Genomic DNA, 16,049 nt, shown 5'->3' on the forward strand with positions numbered 1-16,049 from the left:
GGGCGCTCACTGCCCGGTCCGGGCCAGCACCACCGCGACGGTGCGTAGCAAGATCCCCAGATCGTGCAGCAGCGAGCAGCGCATGAAATACCAGACATCGAAGGCCACCCGCGCCTCGTATGAGACCGCGTTGCGCCCCGAGACCTGCCAGAGCCCGGTCATCCCCGGACGTTGCGCCTCGTAGATGGGACGGAACCGCCCGTAGAAGCTCAGTTCCTCGCGCATCACGGGGCGGGGACCGACGAGGCTCATCTCTCCGCGCCACACGTTCCAGAGTTGCGGCAGTTCGTCGAGGCTGGTGGCGCGCAGGAACCGCCCGAGCCGGGTCACCCGCGGATCGTTGTCGAGCTTGCGGGCGCTTTGCCATTGCGCAGCCGCCGCCGCGTCCTGCCCCAGATGATCCGCCAGTCTCAACTCGGCATCGGGGACCATGGTGCGCAGCTTCCAGCAGCGGAAGCTGCGCCCGCCACGCCCGACCCGGCGATGCGCGTAAAACCCTGCCGCCCCGTCGCGGCGCACCGCGAGCCAGAGCAGCCCGATCACCGGGAGCACGATCGGTGCAAGCAGAAGAACGCCGACCAGATCGAACAGCCGTTTGCCAATACGGAAATAGACAGGACGCCAGCCGCCCGGAGCGGCAAGCCCCGGCGGTACCGGGATGGCATCCTGAGTATAGAAGCCTTGCACATCGAAGGTGCTCATCAGCCTCTCCTCGCCCAGAACACCCCTGCCCCACGGTAGCGAGTCCCGTTCACGAAGCGGCCTGTCCCCGGCCATTTCGTTCACAAGAAGTTTATCCATTGCGAAATTTCGTGAGCCGGTCAACTATAAGTTGTCGCAAGGCCTATTTTTCCGTTTTGAGTTGCGCCCTCAGAGTCCATTTCCGCGCGGAGACCCCGTTGAAGAAGTTTCAGATCCCTCGCGCCTCCGGCCATTCAAGCCGCCCCTCCCCTTCCGATACCGAGACCGTCGATCCGCTGGTAACGCTTGCGATGCTGGGGCGGGGCTGGCGGGTGATCCTCGCGGCACTCGCGCTCGCGCTGGTGGCGGCGGGGCTCTATCTCACGATGCTCGCCACGCCGCGCTACGTGGCGCGCGCAACGGTGATCCTCGACACCCATCGCACCGAGGTCGTCGACTTCAACGGGGTGGTCGACGGAATTCGCGGCGATGCGGATGAACTCAACAGCGAGGTCGAGGTGCTTCGCTCGCGAGGCTTGCTCAATCGGGTCGTCGAAGCGCTTGATTTGGTGCAGGACCCGGAGTTCAACCCCCGCCTTGCATCGCCCTCGTGGCTCGATCGCGGGCTTTCGCTCCTGCGCCCCGCGCGGCCCGATGCCTCGCCACAGCAGATCCGCGATGCGACCACGACCGCGCTGATCGACGCGCTCAAGGTCCGCAACCTGCCCTCGAGCTACGTCTTCGAAATCGCCGTCACCTCCGAAGATCCCGCGAAGGCCGCCCGGATCGCGGATACGATCGCGCAGCTCTACATCCGCAACCAGATCGAGGTGAAGTTCGAGGCGACCGAGACCGCGACGAGCTGGCTGACCGAACGGGTCGGCATGCTCAAGCAGGAGCTGGAGACCGCCGAGGGGCGGGTGAAGACCTTCAACACGCAAAGCCCGCTGATCTCGGCCACAGCCCTTGGCGCGCTGGAGGTTCAGCTCAAGGACATCCGCGACAGGCTGAGCCGGATCCGACATGAACGCGACGCCCGCGAGACCTATCTCGGGGCGCTGAGCGAGGCGCAGGGCGCAGGTGACAAGCGCGCCGCCGCCGCCGATCCCGCACTCGACCGGATCGCGCCCGACGATCAAGCCGGTTTCGATGCCCGCTTCGCCGCGCTCGTTGCGCAGGCCGAGGCCGACCTGCTGCGCGCCGAGGATCAGATCGCGGCGCTCGAAACCTCGGAAGTGGCGCTTCAGGGGCAGATTTCCCGGCAGGGCGAGGACATGATCGAACTGCAACAGCTCTCTCGCGAGGCCGAGGCAAGCCGGATGCTCTATGAGTTCTTCCTCAACCGCCTCAAGGAAACCTCTGCGCAAAACGGCATCCAGCAGGCGGATGCACGCATCCTCTCGCAAGCGGTAATCCCCGATCACCCCGCGAGCCCGCGCAGGGGGCTGGTGCTGGGACTTGCCGCCGCGATCGGGATCGTGGCGGGGATCGCTCTGGTCGCCGCCCGCGAGTTGCGCAACACCGCCTTCCGCACCGCGCGCGAACTCGAGGCTGCGAGCCACACGCTGGTGATGGGGCAGATCCCGCTTCTGCGCGCCCATGCGCGCCCCGAGATGCTGCGCTTCCTGCTCAACTCGCCCGGCTCGCCGGCGATGGAGGCGGTGCGCAACCTGCGCACTTCGCTGATGCTCGCCAATGTCGATGCGCCGCCGCGCGTCATCCTGACAACCTCGGCTCTGCCCGGCGAGGGCAAGACCACCACCGCGATCGCGTTGGCGGTGAACCTCGCGGCCTCGGGCAAGGCGGTCCTGCTGGTCGAGGGCGATCTGCGCCGCCACACTCTCGGCGAGTACTTCCCCGGTCTGGCGCGCGGAGCGGGGCTCGCCTCCGTTCTCTCGGGGCAGGTGGAGCTGGAAGAGGCCGTGCAACACGACGCGGAAAGCGGCCTGTCGCTGCTGATCGGTGACGAAAGCACGGCGAATGGCGCCGATCTCTTCGCCTCGGCCACCTATCGCCATTTTCTCGAGGAGGCGCGCGGCCATTACGACCATGTCATCATCGACACCCCCCCGGTGCTGATCGTCCCCGACGCCCGCATTCAGGCGCAGGCTGCCGATGCGGTTCTCTTCGCCGTGCGCTGGAACGCGACCACGCAGGGACAGCTCGACGAGGCGCTGCGCATGTTCGAGACGGTGAACCGGCCCGTGACGGGATTGGTGCTGACGCAAGTCGACATGGCAAAGATGCGCCGCTATGCGCAGGACCGTTCCGACCTGCGCTATGGCAGCTATGCAGCTTACGGGGCAGCCGAATAGGGATGGGCGCTTGACCTTCCTCCCCGGCCCTCGCTACTGCGGAGGCAGGCGAAAGCGAAGGGCAGCAGACATGACGCGCATCCTGATCACCGGCACCGCTGGGTTCATCGGCTATCACCTGGCAAAGCTGCTCCTCGACGAGGGCTTCCGGGTGCATGGCTATGACGGGATGACCGACTATTACGACGTGGCCCTCAAACAGCGCCGCCACGCGATGCTGCTGCAGAACCCGAATTTCACCGCGACCGAGGGGATGCTCGAAGATCTCGAGACCTTTGACGCGATGGCGGATGACTTCAAACCCGAAATCATCGTCCATCTCGCGGCGCAAGCCGGCGTGCGTTACAGCCTCGAACAGCCCCGCGCCTATATCGACGCGAATGTCGTGGGCACGTTCAACGTGATGGAGGCCGCCCGGCGCCACGCGGTTCAGCACCTGCTGATGGCCTCGACTTCGTCGGTCTACGGCGCCAACGAGGACATGCCCTATGCCGAGACCGACAAGGCCGACACGCAGCTGACGATCTATGCGGCGACCAAGAAAGCGACCGAGTCGATGGGCCATTCCTATGCCCATCTGTGGAATATCCCCACCACCATGTTCCGCTTCTTCACCGTTTACGGCCCCTGGGGGCGGCCCGACATGGCGCTGTTCAAGTTCACCGACGCGATCCTCGATGGCCGCCCGATCGACATCTACAATCACGGCGAGATGTATCGCGACTTCACCTATGTCGAAGACCTCGTGCGCGGCATCCGCCTGCTGATCGACGCGATCCCCGAGCGTCCCGCTTCACGCGACGACATCGCCGAGGGCGACAGCCTCTCGCCCGTGGCCCCCTACCGGATCGTCAATATCGGCAACTCGGACAAGGTGAAGCTCCTCGATTTCGTCGATGCGCTGGAGGCCGAGCTGGGTCGCCCCGCGATCCGCAATTACATGGAGATGCAGAAAGGCGACGTGCCCGCGACATGGGCGGATGCCTCGCTGCTGCAACGCCTGACCGGCTACCGCCCGCAAACGGATGTGCGCGACGGGATCGCGAAATTCGTGGCGTGGTTCCGCGACTATTACGGGAAATGACGCCCTGCCCCCTTGCAGCGACGTGGCAAGAGGCTAGATCGCGGCTTTGACGCGAAACCTCGCCCTTCTTCGGAGACCTCCCATGACGCTCAGCCCCCGCCACGCGCGGGCCGTGATCCTGTCGCTGGCCCTTGGCACCTTCGGTATCGGTGTGATCGAGTTCGCCACGATGGGGCTGCTACCCTATTACGCCGCCGATTTCGGCGTGAGCGAGGCGCAGGCGGGCCACGCGATCTCGGCCTATGCGCTTGGCGTGGTGATCGGTGCGCCGGTGCTCGCGGTGGTCGGGGCGAAGATCCCGCGCAAACAGTTCCTGATCGGCTTGATGGGCTTTTACGCGGTGGCAAATCTGCTTGCGGGTTTTGCGCCGAACATGGATGCATTCATGATCGCGCGCTTCGCATCGGGCCTCCCGCATGGCGCCTATTTCGGGATGGCGATGCTCTTTGCCGCCGACCTGATGCCGAAGGGCAAACGCGCGCAGGGCGTGGCCTGGGTGATCACGGGGCTGACGGTCGCCAATGTCGTGGGCGTGCCGCTGGCGGGCGCGATCGGGCAGAATTTCGGCTGGCGCTGGGGATTTGCGATCGTCGCAGTGATCTGCGGGCTCTCGGCGGCGATGATCTGGCGCGTCGCCCCGGTCACGCCGCGTGATCCGAACGCAAGCCCGATGCGCGAGCTGGGCGCGTTGGCCAACCGCTCGGTCTGGCTGACGCTGCTGGTCGGATCGGTCGGTTTCGGCGGCATCTTCGCGGTCTATTCCTACCTGTCGGCCGCGATGATCGACACCCAAGCCGGACCGGCCTGGACGATCCCGGTCGCGCTCTCGGCCTTCGGGGTGGGCGGCACGATCGGCAACATGATCGCGGGAAAGCTCTCGGACTGGTCGCGGTTCGGCGCGGGGTTCATCCTGCTGTGCGGGATGTTCGTGATGGTGCTGCTCTATACGGTCACCATCGGCAACTGGGTCGCAATGTCTCTCGCGATGGTGGCGCTCGGCTCGACGGCCGGGATGGTGATCCCGATGCAGGTGCGCCTGATGGAGGTCGCGGGCGATGCCCAGACGCTCGCCGCAGCCCTCAACCATGCCGCCTTCAACCTCGCCAATGCGATCGGGCCGTTCCTTGCCGGGATCGCGCTTGCGCACGGCTTCGGTTGGGAAGCGACCGGCTATGTCGGCGCGGGGCTCGCGCTAGCGGGGCTCATGTTCCTCGGCATAGCCTGGCTCGACAGCCGCCGTCCGACGGCCTCCCTCGCCTGAACCGGCCCAGCTGATCCGACCGCTCCGACAAAAAGCGCGCGCGCCCCAAAGGACGCGCGCAGACCGGACTGGCCGGAGGAGCAGAGGGAAAGGCTCTGTACGAGTGAACGGAACGTATCGCCACACCCCGTTCGCCGGACGGTCCGGGTCGTCTCAGTAGTGGTGCTCATGCTCCGAGGTTTTCCCCCGGAAGACGTAATAGGCATAGGCCGTGTAGCCGAGAATGATCGGCAGGAAGATCACCGCACCGACAAGGATGAACCCCTGCGAGATCGGGGGCGTCGCGGCTTCCCGGATCGTGATCGACATCGGCACGATATAGGGGAAGATCGACAGGCCCAGCCCCGCGAAACACAGCACGAAGATCGCGATCCCCGAGAGATAGGCCACCACGCCGCGATCCGTGCGGATCCCCTTCCAGTAGCCATAGCCCGCCGCCAGAAGCAGGAGCGGGACGACACCACTCAGGATGATCCCCGGCCAGGCGAACCAGCGCTGGAAATACTCGGGGTGCAGGAAGGGCGTCGCGAGCGAGGCCAGCCCGATGAAACCGAGCGTCGCGACCAGCGCCCCCTGCCCGATCCGGCGCGCGAGATCATAAAGGTCATGCGAGGTCTTGATCACCAGCCAGGCCGCACCGAGCATCACATAACCCGCCACCAACGCCAGCGCCGTGCCCAACGAGAAAAAGCTCACCCAGTCGAGCGGGCCGCCGGTGAAGGCGCGCCCGGTGACCTCGGGGCCGCGCAGCAGACCGCCTAGGACTGCGCCCTGCGCCAGTGTCGCCACCAGCGAGCCGCCGAAGAAGGCCTTGTCCCAGAGCGGTTTCCAGCGCCGGGTCTTGCCGCGGAACTCGAAAGCCACGCCGCGGAAGGCCAACGCCAGCAGCATGATGATGATCGGCACGTAAAGCGCGTTCAGGATCACCCCATAGGCCAGCGGGAAAACGGCAAGCAGCCCCCCGCCCCCCATCACCAGCCAGGTCTCGTTGCCGTCCCAGACCGGCGCGACAGAGTTCATCGCGCGGGTCCGGTTCTCGTCCGAGCCGAGGAAGGGGAAGAGGATTCCGATGCCAAGGTCGAACCCGTCGAGCACGACATAGGTCATGATGGCAAAGGCGATGATCGCGGCCCAGATATCGGGCAGGTGATGGGCGAAGCCGCTCATGCGTGGGCCTCCTCTTTGTCGGTGGTGACGTCCTTGGCGAGCATCGCGCCCGCCACGCCCGCGGCGCGCTGCGGCGTGTTCTCGACCGGTTCGGCGCCTTCGGGGCCGCGCTTCATCAGCCGCCCGAGGTAGAAGATCCCCGAGCCGAAGAGGAAGGCATAGACCAGCACGAAGCCGATCAGGCCCGCCCAGGCCGCCGTGTGGCTCAGGTTCGACACGGACTCGGCCGTCGTGAAATGGCCATAGACCGTGTAAGGCTGGCGGCCGAATTCGGTGGTGAACCAGCCCATGATGATCGCGAGGAACCCGCCCGGCGCGAAGACCAGCGCCACCTTGTGATAGAGCCCCGGCTCGTGCAGGCGTTTTCTCCACATCAGCCAGCCCCCCCAGAGCCCGATCGCGGCGAAGGCGAAACCAAGCCCCACCATGATCCGGAACGTGAAGAACACGATCGTCATCGGCGGACGCTCATCCTTCGGGAAATCGCCCAGACCGGGTACCTCGCCATCGAGCGAGTGGGTCAGGATCAGCGACGAGGCATAGGGGATTTCGATCTTGTAATCAGTGCTCTCCGTCTTGTCGTTCGGGATACCGAACAGGATCAGCCCAGCGCCCTTGCTCGTCTCCCAGTGACCTTCCATCGCGGCGATCTTCGCGGGTTGATGCTCGAGCGTGTTGAGCCCGTGCTGATCGCCCGCAAGGATCTGGATCGGCGCGGTCACGAGGATCATCGCCACCGCCATGCGGAACATCACGCGCACCGCGTCATCCGCCGTGCCCTTGATGTGATGCCAGGCGCCGACACCGGCCACGACAAGCGCCGTGGTCAGGTAGGCCGCCAGCACCATATGCACGAAGCGATAGGGCAGCGAGGGGTTGAAGATGATCTCCCACCAGTCCTTCGGTATGAACTGCCCGACATCGTTCATCGCGAAGCCCGCGGGCGTCTGCATCCAGCTATTGACCGAGAGAATCCAGAAGGCCGAGAGCAACGTGCCGAACGCGACCATCGCCACCGCGAACATGTAGATCCACTTGTTCACCCGGTTGCGGCCGAACAGCATGATCCCGAGGAAACCCGCCTCGAGGAAGAAGGCCGTCATCACCTCGTAGCCCATCAGCGGCCCGATCACCGGCCCCGCCTTGTCGGAGAAATGCGCGAAGTTCAGACCGAACTCGTAGGACATCACGACGCCCGAGACGACGCCCATCCCGAAGACCACCGCGAAGATGTGTTTCCAGAACTCGAAAATCCTGAGGAAGACCTCTTTTCCGGTGATCATCCTGAGCGCTTCGAGCACCATCAGGAAGCTCGCCGTGCCGATCGAGAAAGCTGGGAAAACGATATGTGCCGAGACGACGAAGGCGAATTGCGCCCTTGCCAGATCGAGTGTCGGTATGTCGAAAATACTCATGTCCGTCCGCGTTTCTGCTATGGTTGAGGGGCGAGCTAGACTACGCAGTGGTTACGGCAACCGACGGGCCGTGGTTCACCTTGTCGCACTGTGGCGGCTTGTCGCAGACCCAATGAAACAAGCCCGCGCGACAGGTCGCACGGGCTCTCAACGTTCATTGGGTTTTGGGCGCTCAGGCCGCCTGTTTCAGGTCAACTCGCGACGGGATGAACTCTCCGTGAAGCGCCTTGATGACGGGCTTCAGATCGTCGCGTTCGAGCACGAATTGCACGTCCACGTTGCGCGGTCCCTGAGTCGCGCCGAGGCTTTCCATACCCGCATTGGCGATCGCCTGCAGGCCCCGGGTCAGCACCGAAAGACCCTTCAGATCGCGCCCGATGACCGAGGCCATCGCGAGCATCCGCGCCGAGATCTCGGCCGAGGGATAGAGCTTGTTGAGGTCTTTCTCGACCTTTTGCAGCACCTCGATCGGGGCATCGACGTAATGGGTGATCGTGTTCGCGTTCGAGGCCTTCGAGATGATGCGCACGTCATGGCGCGTCAGCACTTCGAGGATCGCCGCGTCATAGCCCTTCACGCCGACCATGTCCTGTTCGAACACCTCGAGCGCGATGATCTCGAGCCCGGTCACCATCTCGACGGCGGCCTCTTCGGCGGGCTTGTCGTCGATCAGCGTGCCCGGATCGCCCGGATCGAAGGCATTGGTCACACGCAGCGGCACATCGGCCTGGCGCAGTGTCTTGGCGGCTTTCGGGTGGATCGCCTCCATGCCCATGTTCGACATCTGGTCGGCCACGTCATAGTTCGTATGGCCCAGCTTGCGCACCTTGCCTTCGCCCACCAGTTTCGGGTCGGCAGAGGAGAGGTGGAATTCCTTGTGGATGATCGCCTCGCGCGCGCCGGTGAGGGCCGCAAGCTTCGAGAAGGTCACTTCGGAATAGCCACGGTCGAACTCGCGCATCAACCCTTCGGCGCATTGCGCATAGCCCGTCACGATCGGCATCTCGGTTGCGGGATCGACGTCTTTCATCGCCCCCAGGATCCGGCCTTCGAGGTCGTGATCGGTCTCGTCGCGCCAGCCAGACAGATCGACCAACCGCGCGTTGACGCCATTACGTTGAAGCAGGAGCGTGGTGACGAAGGCCGAATGCGCCTCGCCCAGACCCGAAAGCAACTCGCGGATCTGCAGCATGTGCTCGGAAAGACGGAAATGCCCGTAAGAGCAAAGCCGCTGCAGGTCGATCAGGCAGTTGCGCGCGCCTTCGATGCGCTCGCGCACGAATTCGCTGGCCTGCGCGATATCGCCCGGATGCTTGAGCACTTTCTCATGGGCCGCGATCATCGCGGCCGAGACGCGGCTGAGCGCCTCGTGCCAGCCGTGGTCGCCGTCAGCCTTGGCGAATTGCGCATAGACCCCCGCCTCGCCCGACTTCTTGTGTTCGAGCAGCAGATTCGTGATGCCGCCGAAGGCGGAGACGACGAAGATACGGTTGTAAAGATCGGCGTCCTTGCGTTTGCCGATGAAGAGCGTGTCGAGCAGTTCGTCGACGCGGCTCATCGAGGTGCCGCCGATCTTTTCGACTGTATGGGCAGGTTGGGTCAATTTGGCCCCCTTACGAATTTTCGAGTTCCTCGGCCGGCGCGTAGGAGCCATCCTCGCGGTGCACTTCCTTGCCGGTCACCGGCGGGTTGAAGCAGCAGGCCATGACGAGATCTTCGTCGCCCGCAACGAGGCGGTGATGGTCATGCAGGTTCAGCGCATACATCACGCCCGGCTTGATCTCGTGGCGGGTGCCGTTGTCGAGCTCGGTGATGTGGCCATTGCCCGAGATGCAGTAGACGCTCTCGAAATGGTGCTTGTAGTGGAAGGTATGGTCAGAACCCGCCTTCAGCGTGGTGATGTGAAAGCTGAAGCCCATGTTGTCATCGGCCAGCAGCATCCGCACGCTGGTCCATTCCTCGTTGGAAACGGCGCGGTCGGTGTTTTTCAGTTCATTGAAGTCGCGAACGATCATTGTCGTCTCTCCATGTCTTAAATCGTCAAGGTCGCCGGGGGAGAAAGCGGCGGATTATTCCGCCGCGATCCGCGTGCGTCCGGCCATCACCTCGGTGGTGGCGTCGCGCAGGATCTGCAGCCCCTTGCGGAATTGGTCCATCGGCGTGGTCAGCGGCGCAAGCACTTTCACGACCTGATCCTCATTGCCGGAGGTCTCGATCACGAGCCCCTTCTCGAAGCAGCGACCACAGATCGCCGACGCAAGCTCACCGGTGCCGACATCGACACCTTGCATCAGGCCACGGCCTTTCAGGAAGGCGCCCGGCACGAGATCGGCCACGGCGGCGAGACCTTCGCGCAGGACATCCGACTTCACGGCCAGCTCGCGCTGGAACGCATCATCTGCCCAGAACTTCTTGATCGCGACGGTGGCGGTCACGAAGGCATGGGTGTTGCCGCGGAAGGTGCCGTTATGCTCGGCCGGGCCGAACACATCGTAATCGGGACGCACCAGAACCAGCGCCATCGGCAGACCGAAACCCGAGATCGATTTGGCTTGCGTGACGATGTCGGGCATCACGCCCATCCCCTCGAAAGAGAAGAAGGTGCCCGTGCGGCCGCAGCCCGCCTGAATATCGTCGATGATGAAGAGCGCGCCGTGTTTGCGGGCGACCTTCTCGACACCTTGGATGAATTCGGGACTGGCGGCATTCAGACCACCCTCGCCCTGCACCGTCTCGAGCATGATCGCGGCGGGCGCGTCGATGCCGCCGGAAGCGTCCGAAAGCATCTGGTCGAGCAGCGCGACCGAATCCACACCCTCGGCATAGGCGTCATAAGGCATGCGGGTCACACCCTGCGTCTCCATGCCCGCGCCGCCCCGGTGATAGCCGTTGCCGGTCGCAGACAGCGCACCCATGGTCACGCCATGAAAGCCGTTGGTGAAGGCGATGATATTGGTGCGCCCCGTGGCCTTGCGCGCGATCTTCATCGCGGCCTCGACGGCGTTCGCGCCCGTCGGGCCCACGAACATCAGCTTGTGATCCATGCCGCGCGGGGCGAGGATATGTTCCTCGAAGGTGCGCAGGAATTCGCCCTTGCTGTCGGTATGCAGATCGAGCGCATGGCCCATCTTGTTTTCCAGAAGATGGTTGATCAGCGCCTCTTTCATGTCCGGGTCGTTATGCCCGTAATTCAGCGACGAGCAGCCGGCGAGAAAGTCGATATAGGTGTTGCCCTCGGCGTCGGTCAGTTCCGAACCCTGCGCGCTGGTGAAAACGGTATCGAAGCCACGGCAGTAGGAGCGGGCTTCGGATTCGCGTTGGGTAAAGATCGTCTTATCCGTCGAATGAACGGTCATGGGGTATCTCCGTCGAATTGGGGGAAGGAAGGGCAAGGCGTGGCCGCGATCAGGCCGCGGCGCGGGCCTCTTCCGGGAAGGTGATGGTGACCATGTGCTCTGTCGCGGCATGGCCGTCGAAATGGTCGTCTTCGTGGAAATGCGCCTCGTCGGTCAGCTCGCCGCCGATGGACCGGGCGAAGGAGCGGAACAGGGCCCAGCTCGCCTCGTTGCTTTCCGTGATGGTCGTCTTGAGCTGGGTGCATTCGGAGGCTTCGTCGCGTTCGATCAGGTGGCGCAGCATCCGTTTACCAAGCCCAAGACCACGCGCTTCAGGCGCGACAGCGACCTGCCACACGAAAAAGGTCTGCGGCTCGGACGGAGCGATGTAGCCCGAGATCCAGCCGACGACCTCGCCATCGCGCTCGACGAGGACACAGGTGTCGCCGAAGTGGTCGCATTGCAGCAGGTTGCAGTACATCGAATTTTCATCAAGCGGCTTGCAGCGGCGAACCAGCTTCCAGATTTCGCTGCCATCCTCGGCTTCCGGCTTGCGGAAGACCAGCGCGGATCCCTTCTTGATCGACTCGACTTGCGGCACGTTTTCATTCCTCTCGCTTGCTTCGGGAGACTAAGTAGTTCATCAGGTCGAAATTTTCAACTACCTAACCAATATGACGACCCGAAGTTCCATTTACGCCTTAATTTTAAGGATATATGCCCTATATAACATTAGCATGACTAAGCACATAAACGCTGAAGATACAAATAAACTTAGCAAAGCCAAGCAATTGCAGAGCGCCGAACTCTCTGCGATACTTGGCCGTCTGGACCAAAAAGGGGCCCTCCGGCTGATGGAGCGCGTTGATACGAGCCTGATCGCGCTGCGCCGAATTCTGCGCGCGACCGAAATGTTCGGCAAAGATCTTGCCAAATCCGCCGGCCTCACCCCGGCGCAATTTCGCGTCCTTCAGGTGATCTCGGAAAAAGGCTGGTCGACCCCCAAGGCGATCTCGCAGCGTATGGGCGTGAGCCAGGCGACAATGACGGCACTCATCGACAAGCTCGAGAAGAAAGGCATGGTCACGCGCCAACGCTCGGAGCGCGACCGGCGCCAGACGGATGTCGTCATCACGGCGAAAGGCGCGAGCGCGATCGAAGACGCCCCCGACGCGCTGCAACAGATCTTCGTGCGCAGGTTCGAGGCGCTCGAAGATTGGGAGCAGGCACAGCTCATCGCTTCGCTGGAACGGGTTGCAGCCATGCTGGACGCCCATGAAATCGACGCCGCTCCGGTGCTCGACTGGGGCGATATTTCGGGCAAGCCGAATTAATTCGAGCGCACGCGCCCCTGTATGCCCTCGGGTTGACCTGCCCAATTCCGGGCCTTCACTCCCAATCCAGCGCAAAACGGGCTCGAAAAGGTTGCACCCGCGGCCTTGGCGTTTTACGACATCAGCATGTCGGATTTTGACAAGTTCCTGCGCCACACCTCAATGAGCGTGGCTAAACAAGATCCCGTCGGCCTCGCGCCGTCGCCAGAGGCCAATTCCGCGGCGGTAGCCCGCTTGGCCGTCGAATGAATGCTGCCACGACAGGAGGACCTGAATGAACAAGAAAACGCTCGCCGCATTGCTGACCGCATTGCCGCTGACCGCGCTGGCCGCTCCCGCTTTTGCTGCTGACGGCGAATGTGGCTCGGTCACCGAAGCCGAGATGAACTGGGCCTCGGCCGGTGTCGCCGCCTGGGTCGACAAGATCATCCTCGAGAACGGCTACGGCTGTGATGTGACGCTGGTGACCGGCGACACGATGCCCACCTTTACCTCGATGAACGAGAAAGGCGAACCCGATATCGCCCCCGAGCTCTGGGTGAACGCGGTAAAGGTCGCGCTCGACAAGGCCGTCAGCGAAGATCGCCTCGTTATCGCCGCCGAGATCCTCAAGGACGGCGGTGAAGAGGGCTGGTGGATCCCGAAATATGTTGCCGACGCCCATCCCGAGATCAAGACGGTCGACGACGCGCTCGCCCATCCCGAGCTGTTCCCCGACCCGGAAGAACCCTCGATGGGCGGCGTGTACAACTGCCCGTCGGGATGGAACTGCCAGATCTCGACCGCGAACCGCTTCAAGGCACACAAGGCCGAGGAAAAGGGCTTCAAGCTGGTCGATACCGGATCGGCTGCGGGTCTCGACGGCTCGATCGCCAATGCCTACGAGTCGAAGAAAGGCTGGCTCGGCTATTACTGGGCACCGACCGCGATCCTCGGCAAATACCCGATGGTGAAGCTTGACGCGGGCGTCCCGAACGACAAGCAGGCCTGGGACGAGTGCAACTCGCAAGCCGATTGCGTCGATCCCAAGCCGAACGCCTATCCGATTTCGGATGTCTACACCGTCGTGACCAAGGAATTCTCCGAAGAGAACGCGATCGCGATGGACTACCTCTCGAAGCGTGAATGGTCGAACCAGACCGTGGGCGAATTCCTCGCATGGCAGGCCGACAATCAGGGCACCAACGAGGACACCGCCTACTATTTCCTCGAGAACTATCCGGATGTCTGGAAAGCCTGGGTTTCCGAGGACGTGGCCAAGAAAGTCGAGGACGCGCTCTGAGCGGCCTGAAGACCAGATTTCGGCGCGCGCGAGGCCTCCTCGCGCGCGCCTTCCTTTAACCGGCGGCGATAACAGACCGGAGGACACAAGAAGATGGCATCATCCTGCTGGGGGCTACCGGAAATCCTTTGCGAATTCCCCTCCCTTCCGAACAAGACCTTGCGCCACATGCGCATGGGCATCGATGACGGGTTTCGCGGCATTGTCCGCGCCTATTCCGACCAGATCGACGCGGCGACCCGACCGCTGCAATGGTTCCTCAACATGCTTGAACACGCGTTTGTGGACACCCCATGGTTCATCATCTTCGGGCTCATCCTCGTCGTTGTCTGGTTCGCCTCGCGTAGCGCGAAGATCGTGATCGGCTCGGCCATCGGTCTGGCAATGATCGGCGTCTTCGGCCTCTGGGAAGATACGATGACGACGCTCGCGATGGTCACGGTGGCCACGATGATCGCGATCATTCTCGGGCTGCCCATCGGTATCCTGATGGCCCGCTCCGACAGGATGCAGAAAATCCTGACACCGGTCCTCGACGTCATGCAGACCATGCCCTCCTTCGTCTACCTCATCCCGGTCGTCGTGATCTTCGGTATCGGCAAGGTGCCGGGCGTGATCGCCGTGGTCATTTACGCGATCCCGCCGATGATCCGCCTGACCAATCTGGGCATCCGGCTGGTGGACAAGGAAGTGATCGAAGCAGCCGACGCCTTCGGAGCCAACCCGCGCCAAAAGCTCTGGGGCGTGCAGCTACCGCTGTCGCTGCCGACGATCATGGCGGGTGTCAACCAGACGATCATGATGGCGCTGGCGATGGTCGTCGTGGCTTCGATGGTGGGCGTTGGTGGTCTCGGCAAGAACGTGCTTCAGGCGATCAACAACCAGTTCTTCACCATCGGTTTCCTGAACGGCTTCGCCCTTGTCGCGATCGCCATCATCTTCGACCGCGCGAGCCAGGCCTTCGGCAAGCGGCTGCAGAAACATTCGGAGGCGGGCCATGACTGATGTGACGACGAATGCAGGCACCGGGCCGCGCTCGGGCATCGAGATCCGCAATCTTTACAAGATTTTCGGCGCGAACCCCTCGGCCTATGTCGAGAAGGTTCAGGCCGGGATGGGAAAGGAAGAGCTCAACGACAAGCACAACCACGTGCTGGGCCTTCAGGATATCAATCTCGACCTTCCGCCGGGCAAGATCTCGGTGATCATGGGGCTGTCGGGCTCGGGCAAATCGACCCTGATCCGCCATATCAACGGGCTGATCATGCCGACCTCGGGCCAGATCCTCTACAATGGCCGCGACGTGGTGAAGATGAACGAAGAGGAGTTGCGCGAATTCCGCCGCCACGAAACGGCGATGGTATTCCAGAAATTCGCGCTTCTGCCGCACCGGACCGTGCTCGAGAATACCTGCTACGGGCTGGATATCCAGGGGGTGCCGCGCTCGAAATCCGAGCCGGTCGCGAAGAAGTGGATCGATCGGGTCGGCCTCGCGGGCTACGAGGATTACTATCCCAACCAGCTCTCTGGCGGCATGCAACAGCGGGTGGGCCTCGCCCGGGCGCTGGCCAACGACGCCGATATTCTCCTCATGGACGAGGCGTTTTCAGCCCTCGATCCGCTGATCCGGATGGATATGCAGAAGGTCCTGCTCGACCTTCAGGCGGAGCTGCAAAAGACCATCATCTTCATCACCCACGACCTCGACGAAGCGCTGCGGCTGGGCGACAAGATCGCGATCCTGCGCGACGGGGCGCTCAACCAGGTCGGTACAGGCCAGGAAATCGTGCTGCGCCCGGCGAATGAATATATCGCCGAGTTCGTGCGTGAGGTGAACCGCGGCCGCGTTATCCGCGCCGAGACAATCGCGATGCCGCTGCCCGAGGGCGAGCTTCCGAAGATGAAGGTCAAGGCAAGCTCGGTGCTCGAAAAGATCGCGCGGCGGATGGCCGATGCCGAGGTGCGCGCGGCCACGGTGGTCGACAAGGCCAACAAGCCGATCGGCGTGCTGGACATGCCGACGATCCTGACCGCTATGGTCACGCCCGCCAGCGTAGAAGAGGGCGACGACGCGGTGGAAGACAACGCCGCCTGACCCGGTTGGCCAAAGCGGAAAAACAAAGCGCAGCGGGCACAGGCTCGCGGCGTTTTTCTGTAGGAGTTGCGGCTTCCCGC

Annotated in this window: 14 protein-coding genes; 7 read left to right on the forward strand and 7 right to left on the reverse strand. The window is 63.2% G+C overall.

Annotated elements, in window-relative coordinates; translation table 11 throughout:
- Positions 1 to 6: 6 nt before the first annotated feature.
- Entirely contained in the window at positions 7 to 702 is a 696-nt protein-coding gene (locus BMG00_RS06825) for a sugar transferase (RefSeq protein WP_078573732.1), read from the reverse strand.
- A gap of 197 nt (positions 703 to 899) precedes the next feature.
- Between BMG00_RS06825 and BMG00_RS06830 the strand changes: the two genes are divergently transcribed.
- From BMG00_RS06830 to BMG00_RS06840, 3 genes are all read left to right on the forward strand, one after another.
- On the forward strand, positions 900 to 2,996 hold the full coding sequence (locus BMG00_RS06830) for a polysaccharide biosynthesis tyrosine autokinase (protein ID WP_078573733.1): 2,097 nt from the start codon (positions 900 to 902) through the stop codon (positions 2,994 to 2,996).
- Between the two features lie 70 nt (positions 2,997 to 3,066).
- Positions 3,067 to 4,080, forward strand: coding sequence for an SDR family NAD(P)-dependent oxidoreductase (locus BMG00_RS06835; RefSeq protein ID WP_078573734.1), 1,014 nt, complete (start codon positions 3,067 to 3,069; stop codon positions 4,078 to 4,080).
- A gap of 82 nt (positions 4,081 to 4,162) precedes the next feature.
- Positions 4,163 to 5,341: an MFS transporter gene (locus tag BMG00_RS06840; RefSeq protein WP_078525717.1), complete on the forward strand. Its 1,179-nt coding sequence runs from the start codon at positions 4,163 to 4,165 to the stop codon at positions 5,339 to 5,341.
- Positions 5,342 to 5,494: 153 nt separating this feature from the next.
- On the opposite strand, the gene cydB is transcribed toward BMG00_RS06840, so the two are convergent.
- From cydB to ectA, 6 genes are all read right to left on the reverse strand, one after another.
- Entirely contained in the window at positions 5,495 to 6,508 is a 1,014-nt protein-coding gene (cydB, locus tag BMG00_RS06845) for a cytochrome d ubiquinol oxidase subunit II (RefSeq protein ID WP_078573735.1), read from the reverse strand.
- Positions 6,505 to 7,923, reverse strand: a complete 1,419-nt coding sequence (locus BMG00_RS06850) for a cytochrome ubiquinol oxidase subunit I (RefSeq protein WP_078573736.1) — start codon at positions 7,921 to 7,923, stop codon at positions 6,505 to 6,507. The genes cydB and BMG00_RS06850 overlap by 4 nt, the downstream gene beginning before the upstream one ends.
- 172 nt (positions 7,924 to 8,095) lie before the next feature.
- Positions 8,096 to 9,526: an aspartate kinase gene (locus BMG00_RS06855; RefSeq protein WP_281251061.1), complete on the reverse strand. Its 1,431-nt coding sequence runs from the start codon at positions 9,524 to 9,526 to the stop codon at positions 8,096 to 8,098.
- 10 nt (positions 9,527 to 9,536) lie between these two features.
- Positions 9,537 to 9,938 carry an ectoine synthase gene (locus tag BMG00_RS06860; RefSeq protein WP_078525739.1) on the reverse strand — a complete coding sequence of 134 codons (402 nt, stop codon included), beginning with the start codon at positions 9,936 to 9,938 and terminating at the stop codon, positions 9,537 to 9,539.
- 54 nt (positions 9,939 to 9,992) lie between these two features.
- Positions 9,993 to 11,279 (reverse strand): diaminobutyrate--2-oxoglutarate transaminase, encoded by a 1,287-nt coding sequence (ectB, locus tag BMG00_RS06865; RefSeq protein ID WP_078573738.1) that lies wholly within the window; start codon positions 11,277 to 11,279, stop codon positions 9,993 to 9,995.
- Positions 11,280 to 11,328: 49 nt separating this feature from the next.
- Positions 11,329 to 11,859 (reverse strand): diaminobutyrate acetyltransferase, encoded by a 531-nt coding sequence (gene ectA / locus BMG00_RS06870; protein WP_078573739.1) that lies wholly within the window; start codon positions 11,857 to 11,859, stop codon positions 11,329 to 11,331.
- A 253-nt stretch (positions 11,860 to 12,112) separates the two neighbouring features.
- On the opposite strand from ectA, the gene BMG00_RS06875 reads away from it, so the two are divergent.
- The 4 genes from BMG00_RS06875 to BMG00_RS06890 all read left to right on the forward strand — a co-directional run bounded on the left by BMG00_RS06875 (position 12,113) and on the right by BMG00_RS06890 (position 15,969).
- A complete protein-coding gene (locus BMG00_RS06875) occupies positions 12,113 to 12,592 on the forward strand; it encodes a MarR family winged helix-turn-helix transcriptional regulator (protein ID WP_078525746.1) in 480 nt (159 codons plus the stop codon).
- Between the two features lie 274 nt (positions 12,593 to 12,866).
- Complete coding sequence (locus BMG00_RS06880; protein WP_078573740.1) at positions 12,867 to 13,874, forward strand: ABC transporter substrate-binding protein; 1,008 nt, start codon at positions 12,867 to 12,869, stop codon at positions 13,872 to 13,874.
- Positions 13,875 to 13,967: 93 nt separating this feature from the next.
- Entirely contained in the window at positions 13,968 to 14,879 is a 912-nt protein-coding gene (locus BMG00_RS06885; RefSeq protein WP_078525752.1) for an ABC transporter permease, read from the forward strand.
- On the forward strand, positions 14,872 to 15,969 hold the full coding sequence (locus tag BMG00_RS06890; RefSeq protein WP_078573741.1) for a quaternary amine ABC transporter ATP-binding protein: 1,098 nt from the start codon (positions 14,872 to 14,874) through the stop codon (positions 15,967 to 15,969). The genes BMG00_RS06885 and BMG00_RS06890 overlap by 8 nt, the downstream gene beginning before the upstream one ends.
- Positions 15,970 to 16,049: the final 80 nt, after the last annotated feature.

Origin of the sequence: Thioclava marina, from assembly GCF_002020135.1 — a bacterium.
Lineage (GTDB): Bacteria > Pseudomonadota > Alphaproteobacteria > Rhodobacterales > Rhodobacteraceae > Thioclava > Thioclava marina.